Origin of the sequence: Frankia sp. R43 (assembly GCF_001306465.1) — a bacterium.
Classification (GTDB): domain Bacteria; phylum Actinomycetota; class Actinomycetes; order Frankiales; family Frankiaceae; genus Parafrankia; species Parafrankia irregularis.
Window position 1 is genome coordinate 1,092,727 of sequence record NZ_LFCW01000001.1, and the last position, 19,423, is coordinate 1,112,149.

Annotated in this window: 14 protein-coding genes, 1 tRNA gene and 1 pseudogene; 7 read left to right on the top strand and 9 right to left on the bottom strand. The window is 71.5% G+C overall.

Translation table 11 applies throughout. The annotated features are described in order from the left end of the window. Positions 1 to 4: 4 nt before the first annotated feature. From ACG83_RS04090 to ACG83_RS04115, 6 genes are read right to left on the bottom strand one after another with little or no spacing between them, the layout of a single operon-like run. Complete coding sequence (locus tag ACG83_RS04090; protein WP_369812848.1) at positions 5 to 2,515, bottom strand: type IV secretory system conjugative DNA transfer family protein; 2,511 nt, start codon at positions 2,513 to 2,515, stop codon at positions 5 to 7. 13 nt (positions 2,516 to 2,528) lie between these two features. Continuing rightward, positions 2,529 to 4,415: a VirB4 family type IV secretion system protein gene (locus ACG83_RS04095; protein WP_054564778.1), complete on the bottom strand. Its 1,887-nt coding sequence runs from the start codon at positions 4,413 to 4,415 to the stop codon at positions 2,529 to 2,531. Continuing rightward, a complete protein-coding gene (locus ACG83_RS04100; protein ID WP_054564779.1) occupies positions 4,412 to 5,695 on the bottom strand; it encodes a PrgI family protein in 1,284 nt (427 codons plus the stop codon). The genes ACG83_RS04095 and ACG83_RS04100 overlap by 4 nt, the downstream gene beginning before the upstream one ends. 9 nt (positions 5,696 to 5,704) lie before the next feature. Continuing rightward, on the bottom strand, positions 5,705 to 7,840 hold the full coding sequence (locus tag ACG83_RS04105) for a hypothetical protein (protein WP_054564780.1): 2,136 nt from the start codon (positions 7,838 to 7,840) through the stop codon (positions 5,705 to 5,707). Positions 7,841 to 7,843: 3 nt separating this feature from the next. Next, on the bottom strand, positions 7,844 to 8,233 hold the full coding sequence (locus ACG83_RS04110) for a pilin (protein ID WP_054564781.1): 390 nt from the start codon (positions 8,231 to 8,233) through the stop codon (positions 7,844 to 7,846). After that, positions 8,230 to 9,123 carry a hypothetical protein gene (locus ACG83_RS04115; RefSeq protein WP_054564782.1) on the bottom strand — a complete coding sequence of 298 codons (894 nt, stop codon included), beginning with the start codon at positions 9,121 to 9,123 and terminating at the stop codon, positions 8,230 to 8,232. Before ACG83_RS04115 ends, ACG83_RS04110 begins: the two co-directional genes overlap by 4 nt. Positions 9,124 to 9,612: 489 nt before the next feature. Between ACG83_RS04115 and ACG83_RS04120 the strand changes: the two genes are divergently transcribed. The 5 genes and pseudogenes from ACG83_RS04120 to ACG83_RS46460 all read left to right on the top strand — a co-directional run. Further along, a complete protein-coding gene (locus ACG83_RS04120; protein WP_054564783.1) occupies positions 9,613 to 10,326 on the top strand; it encodes a hypothetical protein in 714 nt (237 codons plus the stop codon). Between the two features lie 119 nt (positions 10,327 to 10,445). Next, positions 10,446 to 11,123 carry an SAM-dependent methyltransferase gene (locus ACG83_RS04125; RefSeq protein WP_235497609.1) on the top strand — a complete coding sequence of 226 codons (678 nt, stop codon included), beginning with the start codon at positions 10,446 to 10,448 and terminating at the stop codon, positions 11,121 to 11,123. A gap of 74 nt (positions 11,124 to 11,197) precedes the next feature. Continuing rightward, positions 11,198 to 11,911: a recombinase family protein gene (locus tag ACG83_RS04130; RefSeq protein WP_054564785.1), complete on the top strand. Its 714-nt coding sequence runs from the start codon at positions 11,198 to 11,200 to the stop codon at positions 11,909 to 11,911. 177 nt (positions 11,912 to 12,088) lie between these two features. Further along, positions 12,089 to 12,235, top strand: coding sequence for a hypothetical protein (locus ACG83_RS43875; protein WP_161934720.1), 147 nt, complete (start codon positions 12,089 to 12,091; stop codon positions 12,233 to 12,235). Between the two features lie 384 nt (positions 12,236 to 12,619). Next, a pseudogene (locus ACG83_RS46460) lies at positions 12,620 to 13,636 on the top strand (recombinase family protein); the annotation flags it as partial. Between the two features lie 270 nt (positions 13,637 to 13,906). Here ACG83_RS46460 and ACG83_RS46465 read toward each other — a convergent pair. The 3 genes from ACG83_RS46465 to ACG83_RS46470 form a co-directional block, all read right to left on the bottom strand. Continuing rightward, positions 13,907 to 14,203: a hypothetical protein gene (locus tag ACG83_RS46465; RefSeq protein WP_054564787.1), complete on the bottom strand. Its 297-nt coding sequence runs from the start codon at positions 14,201 to 14,203 to the stop codon at positions 13,907 to 13,909. A 91-nt stretch (positions 14,204 to 14,294) separates the two neighbouring features. Continuing rightward, a tRNA-Ile gene (locus tag ACG83_RS04145) sits at positions 14,295 to 14,371 on the bottom strand. A 199-nt stretch (positions 14,372 to 14,570) separates the two neighbouring features. After that, complete coding sequence (locus ACG83_RS46470; protein ID WP_054564788.1) at positions 14,571 to 16,760, bottom strand: hypothetical protein; 2,190 nt, start codon at positions 16,758 to 16,760, stop codon at positions 14,571 to 14,573. A gap of 832 nt (positions 16,761 to 17,592) precedes the next feature. Here ACG83_RS46470 and ACG83_RS04155 point away from each other — a divergent pair. Continuing rightward, a complete protein-coding gene (locus tag ACG83_RS04155; RefSeq protein WP_235497611.1) occupies positions 17,593 to 18,786 on the top strand; it encodes a DUF262 domain-containing protein in 1,194 nt (397 codons plus the stop codon). Position 18,787: 1 nt separating this feature from the next. Continuing rightward, on the top strand, positions 18,788 to 19,372 hold the full coding sequence (locus ACG83_RS04160; RefSeq protein ID WP_235497612.1) for a HEPN domain-containing protein: 585 nt from the start codon (positions 18,788 to 18,790) through the stop codon (positions 19,370 to 19,372). Positions 19,373 to 19,423 lie beyond the last annotated feature (51 nt).

Here is a 19,423-nt window from a genome sequence, read left to right on the forward strand (position 1 = left end):
GCGGTCAGGGGACGCGACGCGGATCGGCTGTAGGCCGCGGCCGTGGACCAGTGGGCGCCGGGGTGGCGGGCGCGGCGGCACGGCGGCGCAGAGCCCGGCGGATCTGGACAGCGCGACCCGGCACCGGCGGCGGCAACTTCTCCGTGACGACCGTGAAGGCGGGGGCCTCCTCCCCGCCGACGACGAGGCGGGCGGCGGCGTGGAACACGCCGAGGTTGGCCAGGTCGTGCTCGGCGAGCCGGGGCTCGGTGTGCCGGGCGAGCCTTTTGGCGTCCGCCGGGCTCACCGTGAAATAGATTTTCGAGCGGGCGTTCGCGCCGATACTCTCTTCCAGGTGCCGAGGCAGCTGGACGAGGTTCTGGTGCGCCAGGGTGATTCCGAGCCGGTAGCCACGGGCGGCGGCGAGCATGTCTTCCAGCGCGTACGGAAGCGTGAGAAAGTTGTGCGCCTCGTCCAAGTACAGACTGGCGTCGGGCCTTTTCCCTTGAGGTAGACGTGCCCGGCGGGTGGTGGCCTGCCAGACCGCGGACACGACAATCGAACCCATCAGCGCCGCGGTTTCGACGCCGAGGGCGTCCTGGGCGATGCGGACCAGGCACACCCCGCCGTCGTTGAGCACGGCGTCCATGTCGACGGTGGAGGGGCCGGCGGCGATCGCGGCCCGCACGAACGGCCGCAGCAGGAAACCGCGGAGTTTGTTCATCAGCGGGGCGACGACGTGGCCGCGGGCGGCGTCGGAGAGTGCTTCGTACCAGGTCCAGAAACCGGCCAAGATGTCGTCGTTGATCTCCCCGAGTGCCCGGTGCCGATAGGCGGCGTCGGTGAGCAGTTTCGGGAGGTCGGTGAGGACGGGGACGCCGGGTTGGGCGGCGAGGGTGAGCAGGCCGGCGCGGAAGATGTCCTCGGTGCGCGGCCCCCACGAGTCGGCGTACACGCGGCTGAAGATGCTGACCAGGTTGTCGACGGCCCGTTGCCGGTCGGGCTGGTCCAGCGGGTTCAGGCACGGCGGCCGGCTGGACGACTCGGCATCGAACAGGACGAGACGGTCGAGGGCGTCCAGCGGATAGCGGGCGAGAATGTCGATGACCTGGTCGCCCTTCGGGTCCACGTTGACCACGCCCCGACCGGCGGCGACGTCGTCCAAGGTCATGCGGGCGAGCAGTTCGGACTTACCGGCGCCGGTCGCGCCGAGGACATGCAGGTGATGTCGGGCGTCCGGGACCCGCAGGCCGACCGACCGTGCATGTCCGGCGTCGGTGCGCCCGATCGGACGGACGTTCGGGCCCGGACCGGCAACGCCGGGCGGTGGGGCGACCGCTTTCGCACCGGCGCGTTGCAGACCGGGAGTCGCCTCGTCCACCGGCAGGTGGGCCAGCGCGCCGAGTTCGGCGACCGAGAGCAGATCACCGCGGCCGAAATGCCTGGAGGCAAGGACGGGCAGCGGATGGCGCAGCCGGACGCGGCGGTAGTAGTTGTGCTCGCCGTAGGCCGCGTAGGCGCTCGCGATCGCGTGTGCCCGGCCGCGTAGCTGGCTGGTCACCTGAGCGGCGGTGGTCTGGTCAGTCTGTTCGTCGAGGATCGCGGCGATGGCGTAGCGGACCCGGACCTCGTAGGGGGCCCCGCGCTGCTTGGTGACGATGGCGCGGTCTTCCGCGGACTGCGCCAGCGACGTCTGCGGGTCGACCTTCACCGTGGTGGTTGTCGTCCGGCGGCGCTGCCGGGTTCGGCCAGGGCCGGGGGTGAGCAGGTCCAGCACCCCGCCGATCAGGTGCGCGGAGCCACCGGAGCGCAACCGGCGGGCGGCCTGACGGGATTTCGCGACGCGGTGGCCGGTGACCGGCCGGGCCAGGATCTGCACCGCCGCCCGCTGGTTGCGGGCGAGGCTGCCGGGCGCGCCAAGCAGGGCGCGGATCGGGTCGGCGTCGTGGTCCACCCGGATCGGGAGCGCCTCGGGGCGGGCGAGTCGCAGTTCACCGCCGGCGGCCAGTAGCCGCCGGCCGGGCCGGGCGGCGACGGGTAGCGGCGCGCGGGCGGGGGTGGTGCGGGTGTGCGCGCCGGGCCAGGCCGCCTCGACGGCGCGTTCGACGAACCCATCGGGGACGACGCCGGGGACCCAGATCTGGATGCGGACCCCGTCGGCGGTGAACTGGTACTCCCACACCAGGTGCGGCTGGCCGATCAGGCGTCGCCAGCCGGGCCGGAGCAGGCCGAGCAGGTTCGCCCACAGCGCGTTCGCGCCCGCCGGGTCGACGGTGGGTGGGGCCAGGACGGTGACGAGCCGGGCGCCGGTGGTGAGCCGTTGCTGGTAGCGGCGGCGCATCCGCCGTCGCAGGGTGAGCAGGCCGGCGACGGTGAGAGTGAGTAGCGGGATGGCGATCGGTGCCCAGATCGGCGCCGATGCTCGCAGGTGGTCCAGCAGTTCGTGGAGGAAGGTCCAGGGGTCGGTCGGGGAGGTGGCGATCGGTGAAGACGGCGTGGCTGCCGCGGCGAACAGGTCCATGCTCACGGTCTCCATGCGGCTACGACGGTCAGGCGGGGTCGAGGTAGATCTGGCCGTCGTCATCGCCCGGGTCAGCCGGTGCGGCAAGATCGAAGAAGCTGTCGTCGCCCGGGTCGTCGGGGTCGGCGGCGAGTTCGGCCGGGTTCGTTGTGACCAGGCGGTGCTCGACGTTCGAGGCCAGGGCCTGGAACGCGACCCGCTGTGCGCCCGCCGCGAGGAGTCCTTGACCGCGGTCGGCGGAGAGCAGGAACTGCCGCTCGCCCTGGGACAGGTCGAACACGGCGGTGATCTCGTCGATGGCCTGCGGTGCCTGGCGGAGCAGGATCTGGGTGGCGGCGTTGGTGACGATCGCCTTGCCGAGGTCGGTGGCCAGGACGTCGGCGGTGTCCTGGGTGGCGACGGTGAGCCCGGCCCAGTGTTTGCGGGAGGACTTGGCCATGCGGAACAGGAAGTCCGCGCCGGCGGGCTGGCGCATCAGGAGCCATGCCTCGTCGACGACCACAAGCCGTGGCCTGCGGTCGGCGGGGTTGGACACCCGCCGCCACACGGCGTCGAGAACGAGCAGCGTCCCGATCGGCTTCACCTCATCCGCCAGGTCGCGCAGCGAGTAGACCACCAGGTGCCCGTCGCCGCTGCGGGTGGTCGGCCCGTCGAACAGGCCCGAGAACGCCCCCGCTGTGTAGGGGTGCAGACGGGCACCGAGTGCCAGCGCCGCCGGGTCGTCGGAACGGGCGAGCGTGGTGGCGAGATCCGCCAGCAGCGGCGCCGGTCGGCCCCAGCTGTGCGGGTCGGAGCTGATTCCCGCCGCCTGGTAGGTGGCGGTGATCGCCGTGTCGAGGGCTGCGCGTTCGGCCGCCGTCAGCTGGCCGACCAGCACGGCGATGACGGTGTGCAGGAACAGGCTGCGGCGCACCAGCGCGTCGCGGGGTGCGGTCCGGCGGCCGTCGGGGGTGGTCTGGATCGGCAGGTCGAACGGGTTGATCCGCACCCCGTCGCCGCCGAGGTGCAGGTAGCTGCCGCCGACCGCGGTGGCGAGGCGAGCGTACTCATCCTCGGGGTCGACCACGTGCACTTCGACGCCGCGGTAGAGGGAGCGCAGGGAGTCGAGTTTGACCAGATAGCTCTTGCCGGCGCCGGAGCGGCCGAGGATCACCGCGTTGTGGTTGTCGACGTCGCCGAACCGGTCCCAGTACACCAGCCCGTTGCTGCCGACGTTCAGCCCGTAGAACACACCGGTCGGGGCGAGGGACGTCGGGTCGGCGGGGGGCAGATCCGGGCTGGTGAACGGGAACGCCGCGGACAGGGCCGCAGTGTCGAAGGTGCGGCGCATCCGCACCTGATCCAGACCCAGCGGCAAGGTGCTCACCCAGCCCTGAAGGGACCGGTAGCTGACCGGCTTGGCGTCCAGCAGCAGGCTCGCGGCCAACGCCCGCACCGCGGCGACCTCGTCGGCCAACTCGCCTTCGCTGGCCGCGTGAACAGTCAGATACAGCCCGAGGCGGAATAGCTTGCCCTCGCCGCGGGCGACGCGGGCGGACAGGTCGTAGGCGTCCTCGGTCGCCGCCTCGACCTGCGGGTCGACCAGCCGGCCACGCTCATCGCCGAGCTGCCGGCCCGATTCGAGTTTCGACAGCTGGCGGCGGAGCCGGTTCGCCGAGGTGACCGGGTCGATCGGCTCGACATGCACGGCGACGTCGACCCGGCCCGGGTAGGTGAGCAGCGGGGCGAGCCAGCCGGCGTGGACCTCACGCGGATAGCCGGTGATCGCCATCGTGGCCAGGAAGTCCCCGCCCACGTCCAGGTGGCGGGGCGCGATCGATAGCGCGTCCGGGACGAACGCCGCCGCAGCGGCATCCACCGACGCTGCCGACGGACTGGCCTGGGCCTGAGCGCGGCGTCGGGCACGTCTACTCATCGGCGGTGTCCCTTCCGGGTTGTGGGTCGTGCGGGCCGTCGGGAGCCGCCGTCGGAACGCCCGACCGGCGGGCGCGGGCCAGGCGGGTCCCAGAAGTCGACGTCGTCGAACCGGTCGTCGTAGCCGGGATCGGACGCCGCATCCGGGTCGTCGAACCCGTCGTCATCCAGGTCACCGTCGTCGGGATGGGGCTGGTAGGCCGGGTAGTCGTCGGCGAGCTCGGGCTGCTCGGCGGTGATGACCTCGTCGGGGGCGGCGAGCGCGGCCGGTGGTACCAGGCCGGCGGGGTTGCAGGCAGCGGCCAGCACGCTGGTCGCCGTGCCCGCGTCCAAGGGGGTGACGATGATTCCGGCGGGCGCGAGCAGGTCGGTGGCCTCGGCGAGGCGGCGGGCGAGTCGGGTGTGCGCGGCGCGGCGGGCGGTCGGGCCGGCGCGGCGGGCGTCGCGGGCCGCCGCCCGCCGGCCGGTCAGCGCAGTCAGAGGGGAGGCCCCGCCGAGCCCGTCGACCGGGCCCGCGGTGACGAGTGGTTCGCGGAGGACGAGCAGCACCTGGCGGGTGAGGAGCTGCATCTCGTCAGCGAGCTGGCCCAGGTAGGTGGCATGTTCGCGGGCGGCATGCGCAAGCGCGGGGTGGGGCAGTTGGTCGGCGGCGTCGTCGAGCAGATGGATCTGACCGGACAGGTCTGCGGGCATGGCCCGCACCAGGATCTGCACCGGCGCGGTCAGGGAGTGCAGGTAGCGGCCGAACACGGCGACCAACCCGTCCTGCTCGCCCGGGGTACGCAACGCGAAGTTCACCGTGCTCGCGACCGCGACGACCGCCAGCCCGTCCGGCCCGAGATCGATCACACCGACTCCCGCATTGGAGGCGACCGTGCGGGCCGGCAGCCGCAGCGGCGCCGCGCTCTGCCCGCCCGCGGATGCCCGACGGTCACCGGAGCCGCCGCTGGCGCGGGCGGCCAGCCAGGCGGGCGGCGCCACCACCCCTTCGGGGGCGTTGATCCGGTGCCGGGGGCTGGTCCGCTGGCGGATCGCGGCCATCAACAGCCGGTCCAGGGACAGCCCGTCGCGCTGGCCCAGCACGAGGACGCCGGCGAGCACCGCGACCGGTACGGCGAGCAGGGCGAACACCGGCAGCGGCAGCAGGGCCCGGGTCGCGGCCCAGCCGAGGTAGAGCACGATGCCGGTGAGCGTGAGGATCAGGACCTGCCGGGCCGTGAGGCCCGCCACGATCCTGTCCTCACGATCAACATCGGCGGGAATTCTTACCGGGTGTGTCATCGCGGCCGATCACCTTCCAGTGCGGGGTGGGCGGGGGCGGCGGGGCATGTTCGGCAACAGCAGCTGCTGGTAACGCGGCGGGACCGGCCGCGACGGCGAGGCCGGACGGGCTGCCGGTGGCGGCGCAGACGGCGCCGGCCGGGTCGGGCGTGGGGTGCGGTGCAGGCCCTCCAGCGGGAGGGCGTACTGGCCGGTGCGGTCCGGGCGGATGCCCCGGTAGGGGTCGAACGGCAGTTCCATCTGCCGGGCCCTCGACCGCGCGGGCCGAGCCGGGGTCGGCCGGCTGGGACCGGACCGGCCCGCACCAGCCCGCGCCGACGTCGCGGCCGGACGCCGGACAGGCCCAGGGGCTGCGGCCGGGGGGCGGGGCTGGTCGACCTCGAACGGCAGGAGCAGCTGGCCGTCGCGGTCCACCCACGCACCGCCCTCACGGGGCAGGTACCGCCCGCCCGGGGCGACGGCCTGGCCGAACGGGATGGTCAGTTGGCGGTGCTGCGGCCGGGACCGGCCCCCCGGGCTCGCCGGCCGAGGCGGACGGGGCGCGCCCCGGGCCGGTCCCGGGCGGCGGACCCGGGGCACCCTCGTCAGCGGGAGGAGCAGCTGCCCGTCGGCATCGGCCTCCACATGGCTGTATGGGTCGGACGGTCCGCGTCCTGGGCCGCCGCCTGGCCGACCCCGACCCCGGCCGCGTCCGCCGCGGCCTCGGCCGGTCCGTCCGCCCGCGCGCCCGGCGCCGCGTCCGAACCGGCCACCGAGGAATCCCAACGCCCGGCCCATGACGTAGGCGCGCACGACCCGGCCAAGAATGCCACCACCACCGTGGCCGATCCTCGGCATCAACCAGAACGGAATCTTGAACAGGAAGTAGATCAGGGTGATCGCGGCCAGCAGGTTCACGACCCCGTCCGGCGTAGGCCCGAAGATGGTGAACCCACCCGGGGTGAAGAACACCTTGAACGAGGCGATCAGGACAAACGACTGGGCGATCTGGATTCCCAGGCAGCCGAAGAACGCCCGCCACCACCAGAACGCCACCTTCTCGGTCAGCGGATGGCCGTGCCCCGCCAACGCCAGGGGTGCCGCGCCGATGAGCGCGACCTCGATGACGACCCGGGCGATATAGGTACACAGCAGCGCCACGACCGATCCGGCGAGGAACAGGCCGAGGAAGATGACGAAGATGCTCCTGCCATATCCACCGGGTGTCGGCACGATCGCCCCAAGGATGATGGTTTTCAGCTGCCCGGCGGCGGTGTCCGGGTTCAGCCCCTCGCTCAGGATCGCGCCGGGTAGCACGTTCGCGATCTGGATGGCCTTCGTCGCCAGGAACTGCGACAGCCCGGCGGCGAGGAAACCGATCGGGATACGCGGCAGGACTTCTTTGATCGAGATACGGGACTGGACCGTGCCCAGCGCCATGACCGTGATCCCACCGAACATGATCAGCGTGCCGTAGGCAGTGGCGCTGATCGCCCACGACGTCGACCACAGTTCCCCGATCGCGGGAAGCTGCGACGGTTCCGGCGTCGTCAGCAGAGTGCGGCCGAGCAGGTCCAGCAGCGGGTTCAGCGCGGCGGTCACCAACGTGCGGAAAAACCCGGTAATAGCGTCGTTGATCGCGTCAGTGATCCACCCGACGATCCCGCCGCCGTCACCGCCGGTGTCCGGCGCCTCGGGCGTCGTCTGCGGTGTCGGGGGCGGCGGGACCTCCGGGGTGGTGGCGCAGTCCGGGTCGTCGGCCGGGCACGGCTCGGCGGGAGCCCCGGTGCCGCTGGTGCCGCCATCGTCGGGTGGCGTGTCCGAGGTGTCGGGTGCGGGCGTGGCGTCCCCGCCGGGGGGAGCGGGCGTGGCCGGCGCTGCCTGGCCCGGCGGAACCGGGGACGGCCCAGGCTGCGGGTTCGGGGTGGGACCGGTGGGGGCGGGCGTGTCGGCGGACGGCGCAGTCGCAGGGACCGGCGGCGCGGGAGCCGCGGAGGCCACCGCGGGAAGCACGCCAACCAGCAGCAGCGTGAACGCCGCCGTCCCGGCCATCAGCAGCCCGCGGTCGCGGCGCCGAGACAAGCCCGGCCGGCGGTGCGTCTGGACAGGCGACGAGCTCGGCGTGCCGGACGGCAGAACGCGGCGGCAGGAGACGGCGGCGGTCACGGCCTAACCCCCGACGATCTGCTTGAGGACCTCGACGACGACCGGCGCGAGCGCGGACAGCCCATAGCCCCAGCCGGCGTTGCGGAAGGAGTCCTTCGCCTTGCCGACCTCGCCCGGCTCACCGTTGGCGATCAGGTATCGCACGCCGCCGATCGAGAGGAACACCGTCGCCAGCAGCGCCAGAATCCCCATGATCCAGTTGCGGATGTTGTTCAGGACTGTGTTCAGGTTGGGTGCCACCGGCACCCCGGGGTCGGGCACCTGCGCGAGCGCTGCCACGCCGCCGGCCAGGACGAACACGCCCACGACAGCGAGGAGCAGGACCGCCTGACGCCATCCGACCCGCCGGGCCGGTCGAGGGACGCGGATGTGCTCTGGTGGGGTCGGGCTCATGCCAGCACCCCCGCGACCGCACGGGCCGGCGCGTCGACCGGCGCGAGGGAACCGGCGGCACCGGCCGGTGGATAGGGCCGGGGCGGTGGCTCACCGGCCGGCGGATGCGGGGCCCGGCTGGGGGCGGCCGGGTTGGCGAGGTGGTCGACGAGACGCCGTTCGGCCCGTTCGCGCAGCCGGGACGCCTGGCGGGGCGCGGTCGCGTGGCGGGCGGCCCAGGCACTGACCGGGAGGTCCTCCAGGCGGGTCGCGGCGATCAGGTCGGCTTCGGTACCGGTCAGGACCCCGGCGGCGACCGCGTCCGCGAGGACCTGCTCGGGACCTGCCGGTCCCGAACCGGACTCGACCTGCTCGGCGGCGGCGACGTTCTGGAACAGGTCCGCATCGGGACGCGGGGCCTCCCGCTGCTGAACGGTCAGCGCCAGCCCGGCCCGGTAGGCGGCCCAGCGCAGCCGCACCGCGATCCGCGGCAGGTCCAGGCGCACCGAGGCCACCGCTTCGAGGAACCCGGTGAGCACCTCGGCCTGCACGTCCGCGGCGTCGAGGTCGCTGTGCCCGCCGAGTCGGGCGCAGACCGCGTGCAGAGCGGGCAGCGCCAGCCCGGCGGCGCCGACCGTCCACGCGCCGCCGTCACGCCGCGAAAGGCGGATCACCACCGCCCACGCGGTGTCGCGGACGGCCTGCGGGCAGGAGCCGGCCAACAGCAGGTCACGCAGCTCGTCCAGCGCCACCATCCGCAGCGGCAGACCCGCCACCACCGACCCGTCCAGCGCCAGCGGCGCCGGCCCGGCCACCAGCAGGCCGAAGCAGTCCCGCAAGGTCACCAACGGCAGCGCGGATACGCCGCGGCCGGCTGGTCGGGCGGGAAAGGAAGACATTCCGTCGGGCATTACCGCCGTCCTTTGCTGTCACGGAAACTTGGACAGCACCCAGGAAGCCAGGCTATGCCCAGCGGAAACCCAGAACGATCTTCTGCTAGATGCACAGAAAAGATCGCTGGCGCCCAGAAGAAGCACAGCGATCTTCATTTGGCGTTCCCGACAGCCTCGGGGTCGGGGCGGCGCCAGCGGGAGCGCGAACCTGCACAGCAGGGCCGTGACCTGCGATGCTGTGCATCCTGCGAAGATCGCTGGGCACTCCCGCTGGGCTTCGTGACAGGCGGACAGCGACGCCAGCGAAAAAATCTTGAAAAAATATTCCGGCGGCTTTTCGGGCCCTGCCCAGCGATCTGCCAGCGATCAATGGTCCGGTCGGACTAGGCATTGCCCAGCAGGAAAAATCTTGGAAAAAGTCGCCGCGTGGGTGTCCGAGACATGCCCAGGAGACGGTCTCTCTTTACGGCCGCGAAAACACGCTCGCCGTGAAAGGAACCTCTCTCGATGCCTGTATCCGACCCCGACCGCGACGGCCGCCCTGTCGTCCCCGCAGGACGGCTGGCGACCGTCTGGCCGTACCCGCCAGCCACACCCGACCAGGCTTCGGCCGGCTGGCTTCCCGCCGCCGTCGAACAGCTCGTCACCACCCACACCCAGCCCGGCGACCCGGTCCTGATCCTGATCCCGGCCGGCCTGGACACGCCCGCTGGAGGGCGCCGCGCGACACCGGCGGACCGGCCCGCTGATGCGGGCTGGTCCGTGGCCCGACTCGGCCGCCGCGTCCAGGTCCGGACCGTGCCCGCCGCCCGTGCGGTGCCGCCGTCCGGGTCCGGACTCGGACCCGACTCCGCCGGAGAGGGTCCGGACCGCGACCGCCACGCGTTGGTCATCACGGTCGTCGAGCCGACGCGGACCGGCTGGGTCCGCGGTGTCCCCTGGGCTCGCCTGCTCACCCCCGACGGACTGCTGGCTGTGATCACCCTCAGCGAGGGTGTCAACGGCTGGTTGATCGATCCCACCGCCGAGCTGACCGCCGCCGCCGGCCGCCACGGGCTCGCCCTGCTCGACCGGTTCATCGTGTTGACGGTCCCCCTGGACGAACTCGACCCGCCGCCCGGACCTCTGCCACGCGCGAGCCTGGCCCGCCGAGTGCACACCGATCTCCTCCTCTTCGCCGCGAACACCGGCGTGTCGCCGATGTCGGGCGTGCCCCGATGACCGGCGCGGCCCCACAGACAGGGCACCGCGATGGCCGGTGGGCGACGGTCTGGTCCACTGGTCGGCACAGCATCGCCACCGGCCGGGCCGGCGGTCCGCCTCCGCCGCCCGGGGGTGCGGTGATCTCCCCGGCGGTAGCCGCCCACGCGATCGCGGTCTACAGCCGGCCCGGAGACACCATCTGTGACCCGGACTGCGAGCCGGGAGCCGTCGTGACCGAGGCCGTGCACGCCCACCGCCACGCCGTCGGCATCACCACCGACCCCGGCCGGTGGGAGACCGCCCGCGCCGCGCTCACCCGGGCGAAGGCCCGGGGCGCCCGCGGCGACGGGATGATCCTCGATGCGTTTCCCGGCCGCGAGTCCTGGACCGGACTCGGACCGGTCGACCTGGTCCTGACCGCGATCGGACCACCCGACCCCGCCGACCCGGCTGGTCCGGCCGGGGACCGGCTACGTGAACGGCTGGCCGCCTACCGGGGTCTGCTTCGGCCCGGCGGGCACCTCGTCGTCATCGCCGCCTACCACGTCGGCGGCGGGATGGACCTGGCGAGCCAGGTTGCCGTCGCCGGCCGGGACACCGGCTGGCGCCCCGTGCAGCGGGCCGTCGCGCTCACCGCCGTCCCCTACACCCGGGACCTCGGCACGGACCGGCCACTGCCGCAGGCACGGGCCTACCCGGTCCACCAGGACGTGATCGTCTTCCGCCCCGACGGTCGGCGAACGCACCATCCGCGACCGCCGGACCCGCCGCCGACGCGCGCCGCCCTCGACGCCTCGCCCCACGCGGCCACCTAGACCACCCCTCCCCTGGCCGGGGCGGGGTGTGCTCACGCCGCCGCGGCCGGCTTTCGCTCTGGCTGGAGCCCCGCATGTCCGACCATCTGCCCATCCCCACGCTGCCGCCAGCCCCGCCCACGCCGGCCGGCCGGCCCAGCTGGTGGTGGCGCCTGACCCACCGCCGCACCACCCGTGCCGCGCGGCAGGCACTCCTGCTCGCGGACCATCACGCCTGGACCACCGAACGCGCCCGCGCCGCCCAGATCGACCTCGTCCGCGCCGGCTTCCACCTCGGGCCCGTCCCCCTCGGCTACCGGCCCCGCCGCATCACCGAGCTCGGCGCCGACGGGCGGGTGCGCCAGGGCATCCGTCTCGTCGTCGCCCCCGGCCCCGCCTACATCATCGGGACGATCTACCAGTGGCGCGTCCAGGACGAACTCAGCCCCCGCGCCATCGCCACCCGCCTTCGCACCGTCCACAACCACCGTCTCGTCCCGCTGGTGAGCCCCGCCACCGGGCGGCCGTGGCAGCTGACCTCCACCAACGTCGCCCGCATCCTGGCGAACCCCGTCTACACCGGCGCCACCGTCTGGGGCCGCACCCACGCCGGCCAGCCCGTCCCACCCGATCAGTGGGTCGTCTGCCCGCACGCCCACCAGCCGATCATCGACGGCCGCACGTTCTTCCGCGCCCAGCTCCTCGCCACCCCCGAAACCGCGATCATCAGCCCGCACCTGCCGCCCTGGGAGTTCCCCGCCACTCCCACAGGTGAGCCGGGAAATGACAGCGGAAGCCACGGGCGGTGACATGACGACACCGCCGCGGCACGTTTCTCGTTTCATCCGGCCGAGCGGCCTGGCCCGCGGATCGCGGCACGGCGGTCTGGAGGTGCTGCCGTGACGGCCTCCTCACCCCGAAACGGGGAGGGAATGCACCGTCCGGTCACAGAAATCTCCGGGGCGCGTTTCTACGGACGGCGGGACGTGGCCCGCCAGGTGGAAATCGACCGCATCGAGACCGTCGATATGACCGCCGAGGAATACGACGCGGCGGTGTCCGCTCTGGCGGAACTTGTCCTACAGTGGGAAAGGAGAGGGGCGCCGAACACGGTGCCGAAAAAGACAGGCTGACACCCGGGCCGGCTCTCCCTTCACGTGAACCGCCTTGGAAAACCCAGAAAGGAGGGTCGGTATGCCACGCCCATTTTCAGCCCGACGATCCCCCCTGAAGAGGGGGTCGAACTCCACCCGCGTGCCCGGTGCCGTGCCGGTTGTCCTCTATCTCCGGCACGGCACCAACTGTGGGTGCCGGTCCCTGGCCGACCAGCGGGAGAAAGCACTTTCCTTCCTCTCAGTCCACGCCGCCGTCATCCAGATCGCCCCGCGCGGGGCGGCCCGGTGCCGGATTCCGATCCGACCCGCCGGCCGGCGGGGAAACCGGCACCGGCGGCCCCAGGAATAGGCCGACCGCAGCACCTCAGCACACCCCCATCCGGGAAGGAAGGGAACCTCACCATGCCGCGCTCGACCGCGCGCCGTACCACCGCGAAACGCACCAAGCAGGCCGTCGCCGCGCAACCCGAGATCGTCCGGGTCGGGATCTACCTGCGCCGCTCCACCGACGACGAGAACCAGCCCTACACGATCGAGGCCCAGGAAGAACGGCTGCGCTCCTACGTCGACTCCCAACCCAACTGGATCGTCGCCCTGCGGTTCGCCGACGACGCCTCCGGCGCCACCACCGAACGCAAGGACCTCCAGCGGGCCCTGGCCGCCGCCCGCAACGGACTCATCGACGTCCTGCTCGTCTACCGCGTCGACCGGCTCTCCCGCAGCCTGCGCGACACCGTCGATCTCCTCGAAGAACTCGAACAGGCCGGGGTCGTGTTCCGCTCAGCCACGGAGCCGTTCGACACCGCCACCCCCATAGGCCGCATGCTTCTCCAGATACTGGCGATGTTCGCCCAGTTCGAACGCGACATGATCATCGACCGGGTCATCGCCGGGATGGAACGCAAGGCCGCCAAGGGCCTGTGGAAAGGCGGCCGGCGCCCGTTCGGCTATCAGGTCGACAAGATCGCCAAAAAGCTCATCGTCGATGCCGCTGAAGCCACGATCGTCCGGCTGATCTTCGACCTGTACGTCCGCGACCGCCTCGGGACCAGGGCCATCGCGGGCGTCCTGAACAACCGCGGCCTGCGCACCACCGTCGGCGGCCCCTGGTCCGGCCACAAGATCCTACGCATGCTCGACAACCGGGCCTACCTCGGTGAACTGACCTTCCGCGAGATCACCGTCGAAGGCACCCACGAACCGATCATCGACGAGGAGACGTTCAACGCCGCTCAGAAGATCCTCGCCGAACGCAGCGAGGAGACCTCACGCCGGGCCTCCAACCCCTCCGACTACTACCTCACCGGCCGGATGCGCTGCCCCCAGTGCAGCACAGCCCTCATCGGCACCCGCGCCACCGGCCGTAACCACACCTACCGCTACTACACCTGCCACACCCGCAACCGTTACAACCGCAACGCGTGCGACGCGCCCCGCCTCGATGCCGACGCCGTCGACTACGCCGTGCTCACCGCGCTCGCCGGCTTCTACCGTGACAATCAGCAGCTCATCGCCGACGCCGTCCTCAAAGCCCAGCGCAGCCACCGCGACGCCCGATCCGACCACGCGGCCGAACTCGCCGCCATTGAGACGGAACTCACTCAGACAGATCAGGCCATCGACCGTTATCTTGGGGCGTTCGAGCGCGGTACCCTCGACGATGAAACCCTCGCCACACGCCTCGAAGTACTACGCACCAAGCAGAAGCAGCTCCGTCAACGGCAGGCCGAACTCACCGAAGAGATCGACCACGAACCCGTCATGCCGGCCCGCTCCACCCTTCGCGCAGTCGCCCGGCACATCGAAACGATCATCGAGACAGGCGACGACCTCGGACGCAAGACTCTCATCGAAGCCTTGGTCGCCGAAGTCAAGATCACCGGACCCGACCGGCTCACACCGATCTTCAAGGTCCTCGGACCCGACGCTCCAGGGGACATCGCCAACGTAGACACTGGAGACACCAGCCAGCCGAAGCTGACCCAACCAGCCACGTCCCCCGCCCCCCGCAGGGGCGCCGCAGCCGTCCTACCAGCCACAACGCCCCCGAAGGGAGCGGTTCGCGCAATGCCTACATTGGTGGGGCGGGTGGGGCTCGAACCCACGACCGACGGATTATGAGTCCGCTGCTCTGACCGGCTGAGCTACCGCCCCCGATGAGCCACCCTCGGTGTGAGGATGGCACTGCAAGCGTAGCGGTCCGGATCGGGCGTGGGGCACGCGGTCGGTGATCGGGTGTGGGTCCGGGGTGTAGGCCGCTCGACCTGCTGCGGTCCAGGCGCGGCGCGGCCCAGGCGCGGTGCCGTCGACGTGGCCCGGCGACGGATCCGGGGTGTGTGGGGCGGTTGGTGGGTCAGGGTCTGGGCTCGTCCGTTGGTTCGCGGGTCGCCAGGCGGCGTTGGAGGGCGGCGTGGCGGTACTGGTAGTAGGGGCCGGCCTTGCGCAGGACGGTACGGCGGCGGGCGTCGTCCAGGAAGGCCATCAGCCGGAGCGGGGTTCGGCCGGTGACTGCCAGCCAGCAGACGGTGGCGGAGTACAGCGATGATCGGGTGGAGGCCAGGCCGACCAGGGCGACGGAGATTCCGCCGGCGAGGCCGGTCGCCGCGCCGTTCACGACGGTGACGGCGAGGCCGACGGCGAGGCCGGTCGCGGTTCCGCTGACCAGCCCGGTTAATCGGTCGTACCGAAGCAGCGCCCGGGCGGCGGTGGCGCGGGTCAGGTCTGCGGGTGGCGTCAGGCTCGCCAGGGTGGCGGTGACCAGCACGGAGCCTGCGAGGCCTCCCGCGACACCGCCGGCGACGCCCTCGGTCAGGGCGTGGACGGGGTCCGTCCCGAGACCGGCGGCGAGGCCGTAGACGCAGCCGGCCAGGATGCCGCCGAGTGCGCCGAGCGGGAGCGCGAACAGCAGGCCGGTACGGATGTCCGCCGTGGCGGGCCAGGTGAGGGCGACTCTGCGCGGTTCGGTGAACAGTCCGCCTGACCGGCGTACCGCGTAGGCCTGGATGAACGCGGCCATGGTGCCGTCGGCGACGCCGACTGCGAGGCCGGCGATCAGGGTGGCCGCTGTTCCCGCCAGGATTCCGGTGACGAGTGCGAGCAGCAGCCGTGAGCCCGCTGTTCCGAGCCGCCACCAGGCGAGGTCGTAGACGGGGGTTGCTCCGGGACGTTCCTCGTGGACCAGTCTTCGGGCGAGATAGCGGTGGAATCGCAGCGCCTGGTCGGCGTTCCAGGCGGAGCGCCGGTTTCCGGAACGTGTGGTCGCTTCGGTTCCGGGATAGACGGCGCCGATCAGTCCGTCCAGGAGATGGTTCTCGATCGATTCCTGGTCGGGAAACCTGGCCTGGTCGCAGAGCTCCGCCGGGTGGGCCGCCGAGGAGCGGTGGTAGTTCGAGCGGGCGAGGGAGAGCATCAACGGCAGGCTCAGTGTGCGGACGAGGGGGGCGGTGGCGGACGGGGTGGTGGCGGACGGGGTGGCGGCGGACGTCGCGGTGGTGGACGTCGCGATGAGCGAGCAGACCGCGGACCAGCGGTTCGGGTCGGTTCCGGCCGCGGCGTCCAGGACGGCGATCATCTCGTCGCCGTCGAGTGGGAGGACTTCGACGGCGGGGGTGGCCTCGATCGGGGTTCCGGCTCCGTCCGGTGATATCGCCGCGGCGTAGGCGGCGGTCTGCCAGATCACCACCAGCGGGTCTCCTGCCCGCAGCGCGCGGTTGATCGACCGGATCGCGTCTGTCTGGGAGGCGGGGGCGAGGGTGTCCAGGCCGTCGATGACCGGGAGGAGGAGGCCGGTTTCGCGGAGTCTTCGCACCGCCGTGACCGTCCCACCGGCACTCGAGCCACTGGCGCTCGAGACGGGCGCGCCCAGCGCGGGATGGCAGCGGACGAGCTCTGCTTCGAACCACGCCCAGAAGCTCTGGTTCGTCGGGTCCCAGGATCCGGCGTCGACGAGGACGGGTACCGGTGCCTGTGCGGTTTCCCGTGCGGCCAGCAGGTCGAGGACGAGGTGGATGGCGACCACGGTCTTTCCGGCTCCGCTGTCGCCGACTATCGCCAGGCGCCGGGTCGGGATCTGCCGGTACCGGTCGGCGAGGTTCTCCTGGCGACCGTCGAGCAGATGGGGCTGCCAGTCCGGGGCGGTGTTCCCGCTCCGGACGCGTCCGGGGGCGACCGCCGCGAGCCGGCGCACCGCACAGGTGGGGGCGCTGACGCTCGCCGACGCGTTCGTCGCCGCCAGCCGAAGCGAGTACATCGCACCGCCGGTGAGGCCGCGGTGGACGAGCTCGTCCTCCCACCGCACCCGCACCCGGGCTGCCAGTTCGGTCAGGAGCCGCGGCAGGTTCTCGGCGGAGTGCTCCGCGGTGGCGGCGACCGACGAGCCGCCGACGAAGGCGATGATCGCCAGGGCGAGGCTCGCCGCGGCGAGCAGGCGGTCCACCCCGGCCCAGTTCCACAGGAGTGCGGGGGTGATGACGCTCCCGATCACGGCGGTGAGGCCGGCGAGCCGAGCTCGGTTGACCTGCCGGAAGCGCGAAATCCGCGACATTGAAGTTTTTCCACCTCAAGTTGGATGGACCTGGGGTTACCACCGGTGTTGTCCAGGCCATGGATGGCCGAACCACCGGTCAGAAGGAGAAGCCGATGTCGGGGCGTTCCGGTGCGTTGGCACCGGCGCCGATATCGACGCTCTTGCGCGGATCGAGACTGCCCCGCCCGCGTTTCCTCGCGCTGCCTACGTGCCGCAGGAGTGGGGCCCGCTCCGGTTCGACCCCGGATGGGGAACCTCCGGACGATGCTCCATGGACAGACCTCGTGCTTTCCGCCCTCATGATCCGACGATGCAGACCGTAGCACGATTGTGCTGATGCATGTGCATAAGCACCGCCAAACGACCGAGCATGGCAAGCCGGGACGTGTCACCGCGTCGATCGCGTCGATCGCGTCGACACCGAAGAGCTGGCATGGGGACCGGCATCCCCGACCGACAATCACGTTAGGTCAGATAGACAAGTGCACGTGTTTCTCGACAACACCGGCCGAGTTGCCGACGCCAGGGCACGTTGACGTGCGGAAACAGTCAGGGACGAACCCTGGAAGCGCGAGTCGTGAATTCCGACCAAACGCGACCGGTGGCCGGCACCGATCACCTGAAGTAGCCGGCGCCGGATCGAACGACCATGTGGCAGTCCGGCACCGGGTGCCCTCGCCTCCGCGGCCGGCGACGAGAACCGGGCCGGTAGTAGGCTTCTCGCCGGGATGAGGCGCGGGATCGAGACGACGCGCTCGATGGTCGGGTAGCGGGCTGGGCCACGAGAACCCGCTCCTCGCCGATGAGCTGGCGCTCGCGAGGTCGCCAGCGGGTCGGCGGTTCGAAGAAGGTGACTGAGACGACCGGGACCGTGCCGTTGCCTCCCGCCGAGGAAGGCCGCGATTCCGCAGATGGCCGTGGTCCCGCAGACGGCCGAGGATCCGCAGCTGGCCGCGACTCGGAGGAACTGCTCGCCGAGGATGTCGCCGAGCTGCAGGAGGTGGATCCCGATCCGCCCCAGATCAGCTACAGCGGCACCGACTTCGATATCGAGGGAATCGTTCGCCGGCACGACCGGGGCGACATCGTGGTGCCGTCGTTCGGCAACGACGATCCGAGCATCGAGACCGCGGGATTCCAGCGCGAGTTCGTCTGGAAGCGCAGCCAGATGGACCGCTTCATCGAGTCGCTGCTGCTCGGCTACCCCATCCCGGGGATTTTCCTCGTCCAGCAGCAGGACCGCCGCTATCTCGTCCTGGACGGGCAGCAGCGCATCAGGACACTGAGCCTCTTCTACGGTGGCAGCATCGGCAACCGCGAGTTCGCGCTGCAGAACGTCGCCCCCCGTTTCCGGGATCTCACGTACAGCACACTGTCGGACGAACAGCGCCGCACCCTCGACAACACCTTCATCCAGGCGACCGTCGTCCGGACGGACGGGACGACGCAGTCGCTCGACGGTGTCTACCAGATCTTCGAGCGGCTGAACTCGGGCGGCACCCAGCTCACCCCGCACGAGATCCGGGTCGCGCTCTACGCCGGCGAGTTCATCAGGTTCCTGACAACGCTGAACGACAAGCCGGCCTGGCGGGCGCTCTACGGCCCGCGCTCCCCTCGCCTGCGCGATCAGGAGATCGTGCTCAGGTTCATCGCGCTCTACATCTCGCCCGGCAACTACCGGCGTCCGCTCAAGAAGTACCTCAACGACTTCGTCGGAACCCACCGGGACCTCGATGACCTGCCGGTGGAGCTCATCGAGAGGCGTTTCACCCGGGCGACGGAGCTGGTGCTGGCCGACGCCGGGAGAAACGCGCTGCGGGCTCGGGGCCGCCAGTTGAACGCCTCTCTCACCGAGGCTCTGCTGGTGGGCCTGGCCCGCCGGCTCGACGCCGGTGACGAGCCGAGCGCCGGCCAGGTGAGCTTGGCGATCACGAACCTGCTCGGCGAACCCGGGATCGACTACGTGACCACCCGGGCCACCGCGGACGAGGACAGTGTGCGCAGGCGGCTCGGATTGGCCACGAGGGCCTTCTCCCGCATCTGAGATGGGCACCGGACAGATGGGCACCAGCCAGACGGGCGACAGCCAGACAGGCAGCGGCCAGACGGGCGGCAGAGGGCCGCGTCGCCATGCCCGCGAGGAGTGGCCGCCCGCCGAGACCCAGCTCATTCTCGGTCGCCTCGGGGAGTTATCGGCCCTGGTGCAGGAACAGGCGCGGATCCCCGACAACCAGGAAGTCGCGTCGTGGCTGGCCCGGCTGCTCGTGGTCCGCAGCTGCGGCTATCTGGAGCAGACCGTCGTCGTGACCTCCCGGGCCTACATCAGCCGGACGTCCAACGGCATGGTGCGAAACTTCGCGCTGGGTGCGCTGAAACGCGCGCCGAACCCCAGCGCCGACGCGCTGGGAGAGCTGGCGCTGCGTTTCGATCCGGCGCTGAAGTCCGAGCTGAGAGCCCTGCTCGGGGCGAACGACCAGCGGTTGAGACGTGAGCTGAACTATCTGGTCGAGCTGCGGAACAAGATCGCCCACGGGCAGAACGAGAACGTCGGTGTGGCCAAGGCGCTGATCCTCAAGGAAGTCGCCTGCGAGGTCGCCGACTGGTACATCCTTCGCTTCCGGCCGCGCTGAGACCTTCCGCACGCCGTGCCACGGCGATCTCGGCCCGGCCACCTGCCCTGG

Coding starts and splice junctions, on each gene's coding strand:
- ACG83_RS04120 (WP_054564783.1), top strand. CDS start 9,613: ATGCCTGTATCCGACCCCGACCGCGACGGCCGCCCTGTCGTCCCCGCA.
- ACG83_RS04115 (WP_054564782.1), bottom strand. CDS start 9,123: ATGCCCGACGGAATGTCTTCCTTTCCCGCCCGACCAGCCGGCCGCGGC.
- ACG83_RS04095 (WP_054564778.1), bottom strand. CDS start 4,415: ATGAGTAGACGTGCCCGACGCCGCGCTCAGGCCCAGGCCAGTCCGTCG.
- ACG83_RS04110 (WP_054564781.1), bottom strand. CDS start 8,233: ATGAGCCCGACCCCACCAGAGCACATCCGCGTCCCTCGACCGGCCCGG.
- ACG83_RS46470 (WP_054564788.1), bottom strand. CDS start 16,760: ATGTCGCGGATTTCGCGCTTCCGGCAGGTCAACCGAGCTCGGCTCGCC.
- ACG83_RS04100 (WP_054564779.1), bottom strand. CDS start 5,695: ATGACACACCCGGTAAGAATTCCCGCCGATGTTGATCGTGAGGACAGG.
- ACG83_RS04160 (WP_235497612.1), top strand. CDS start 18,788: ATGGGCACCGGACAGATGGGCACCAGCCAGACGGGCGACAGCCAGACA.
- ACG83_RS04090 (WP_369812848.1), bottom strand. CDS start 2,515: ATGGAGACCGTGAGCATGGACCTGTTCGCCGCGGCAGCCACGCCGTCT.
- ACG83_RS04130 (WP_054564785.1), top strand. CDS start 11,198: ATGTCCGACCATCTGCCCATCCCCACGCTGCCGCCAGCCCCGCCCACG.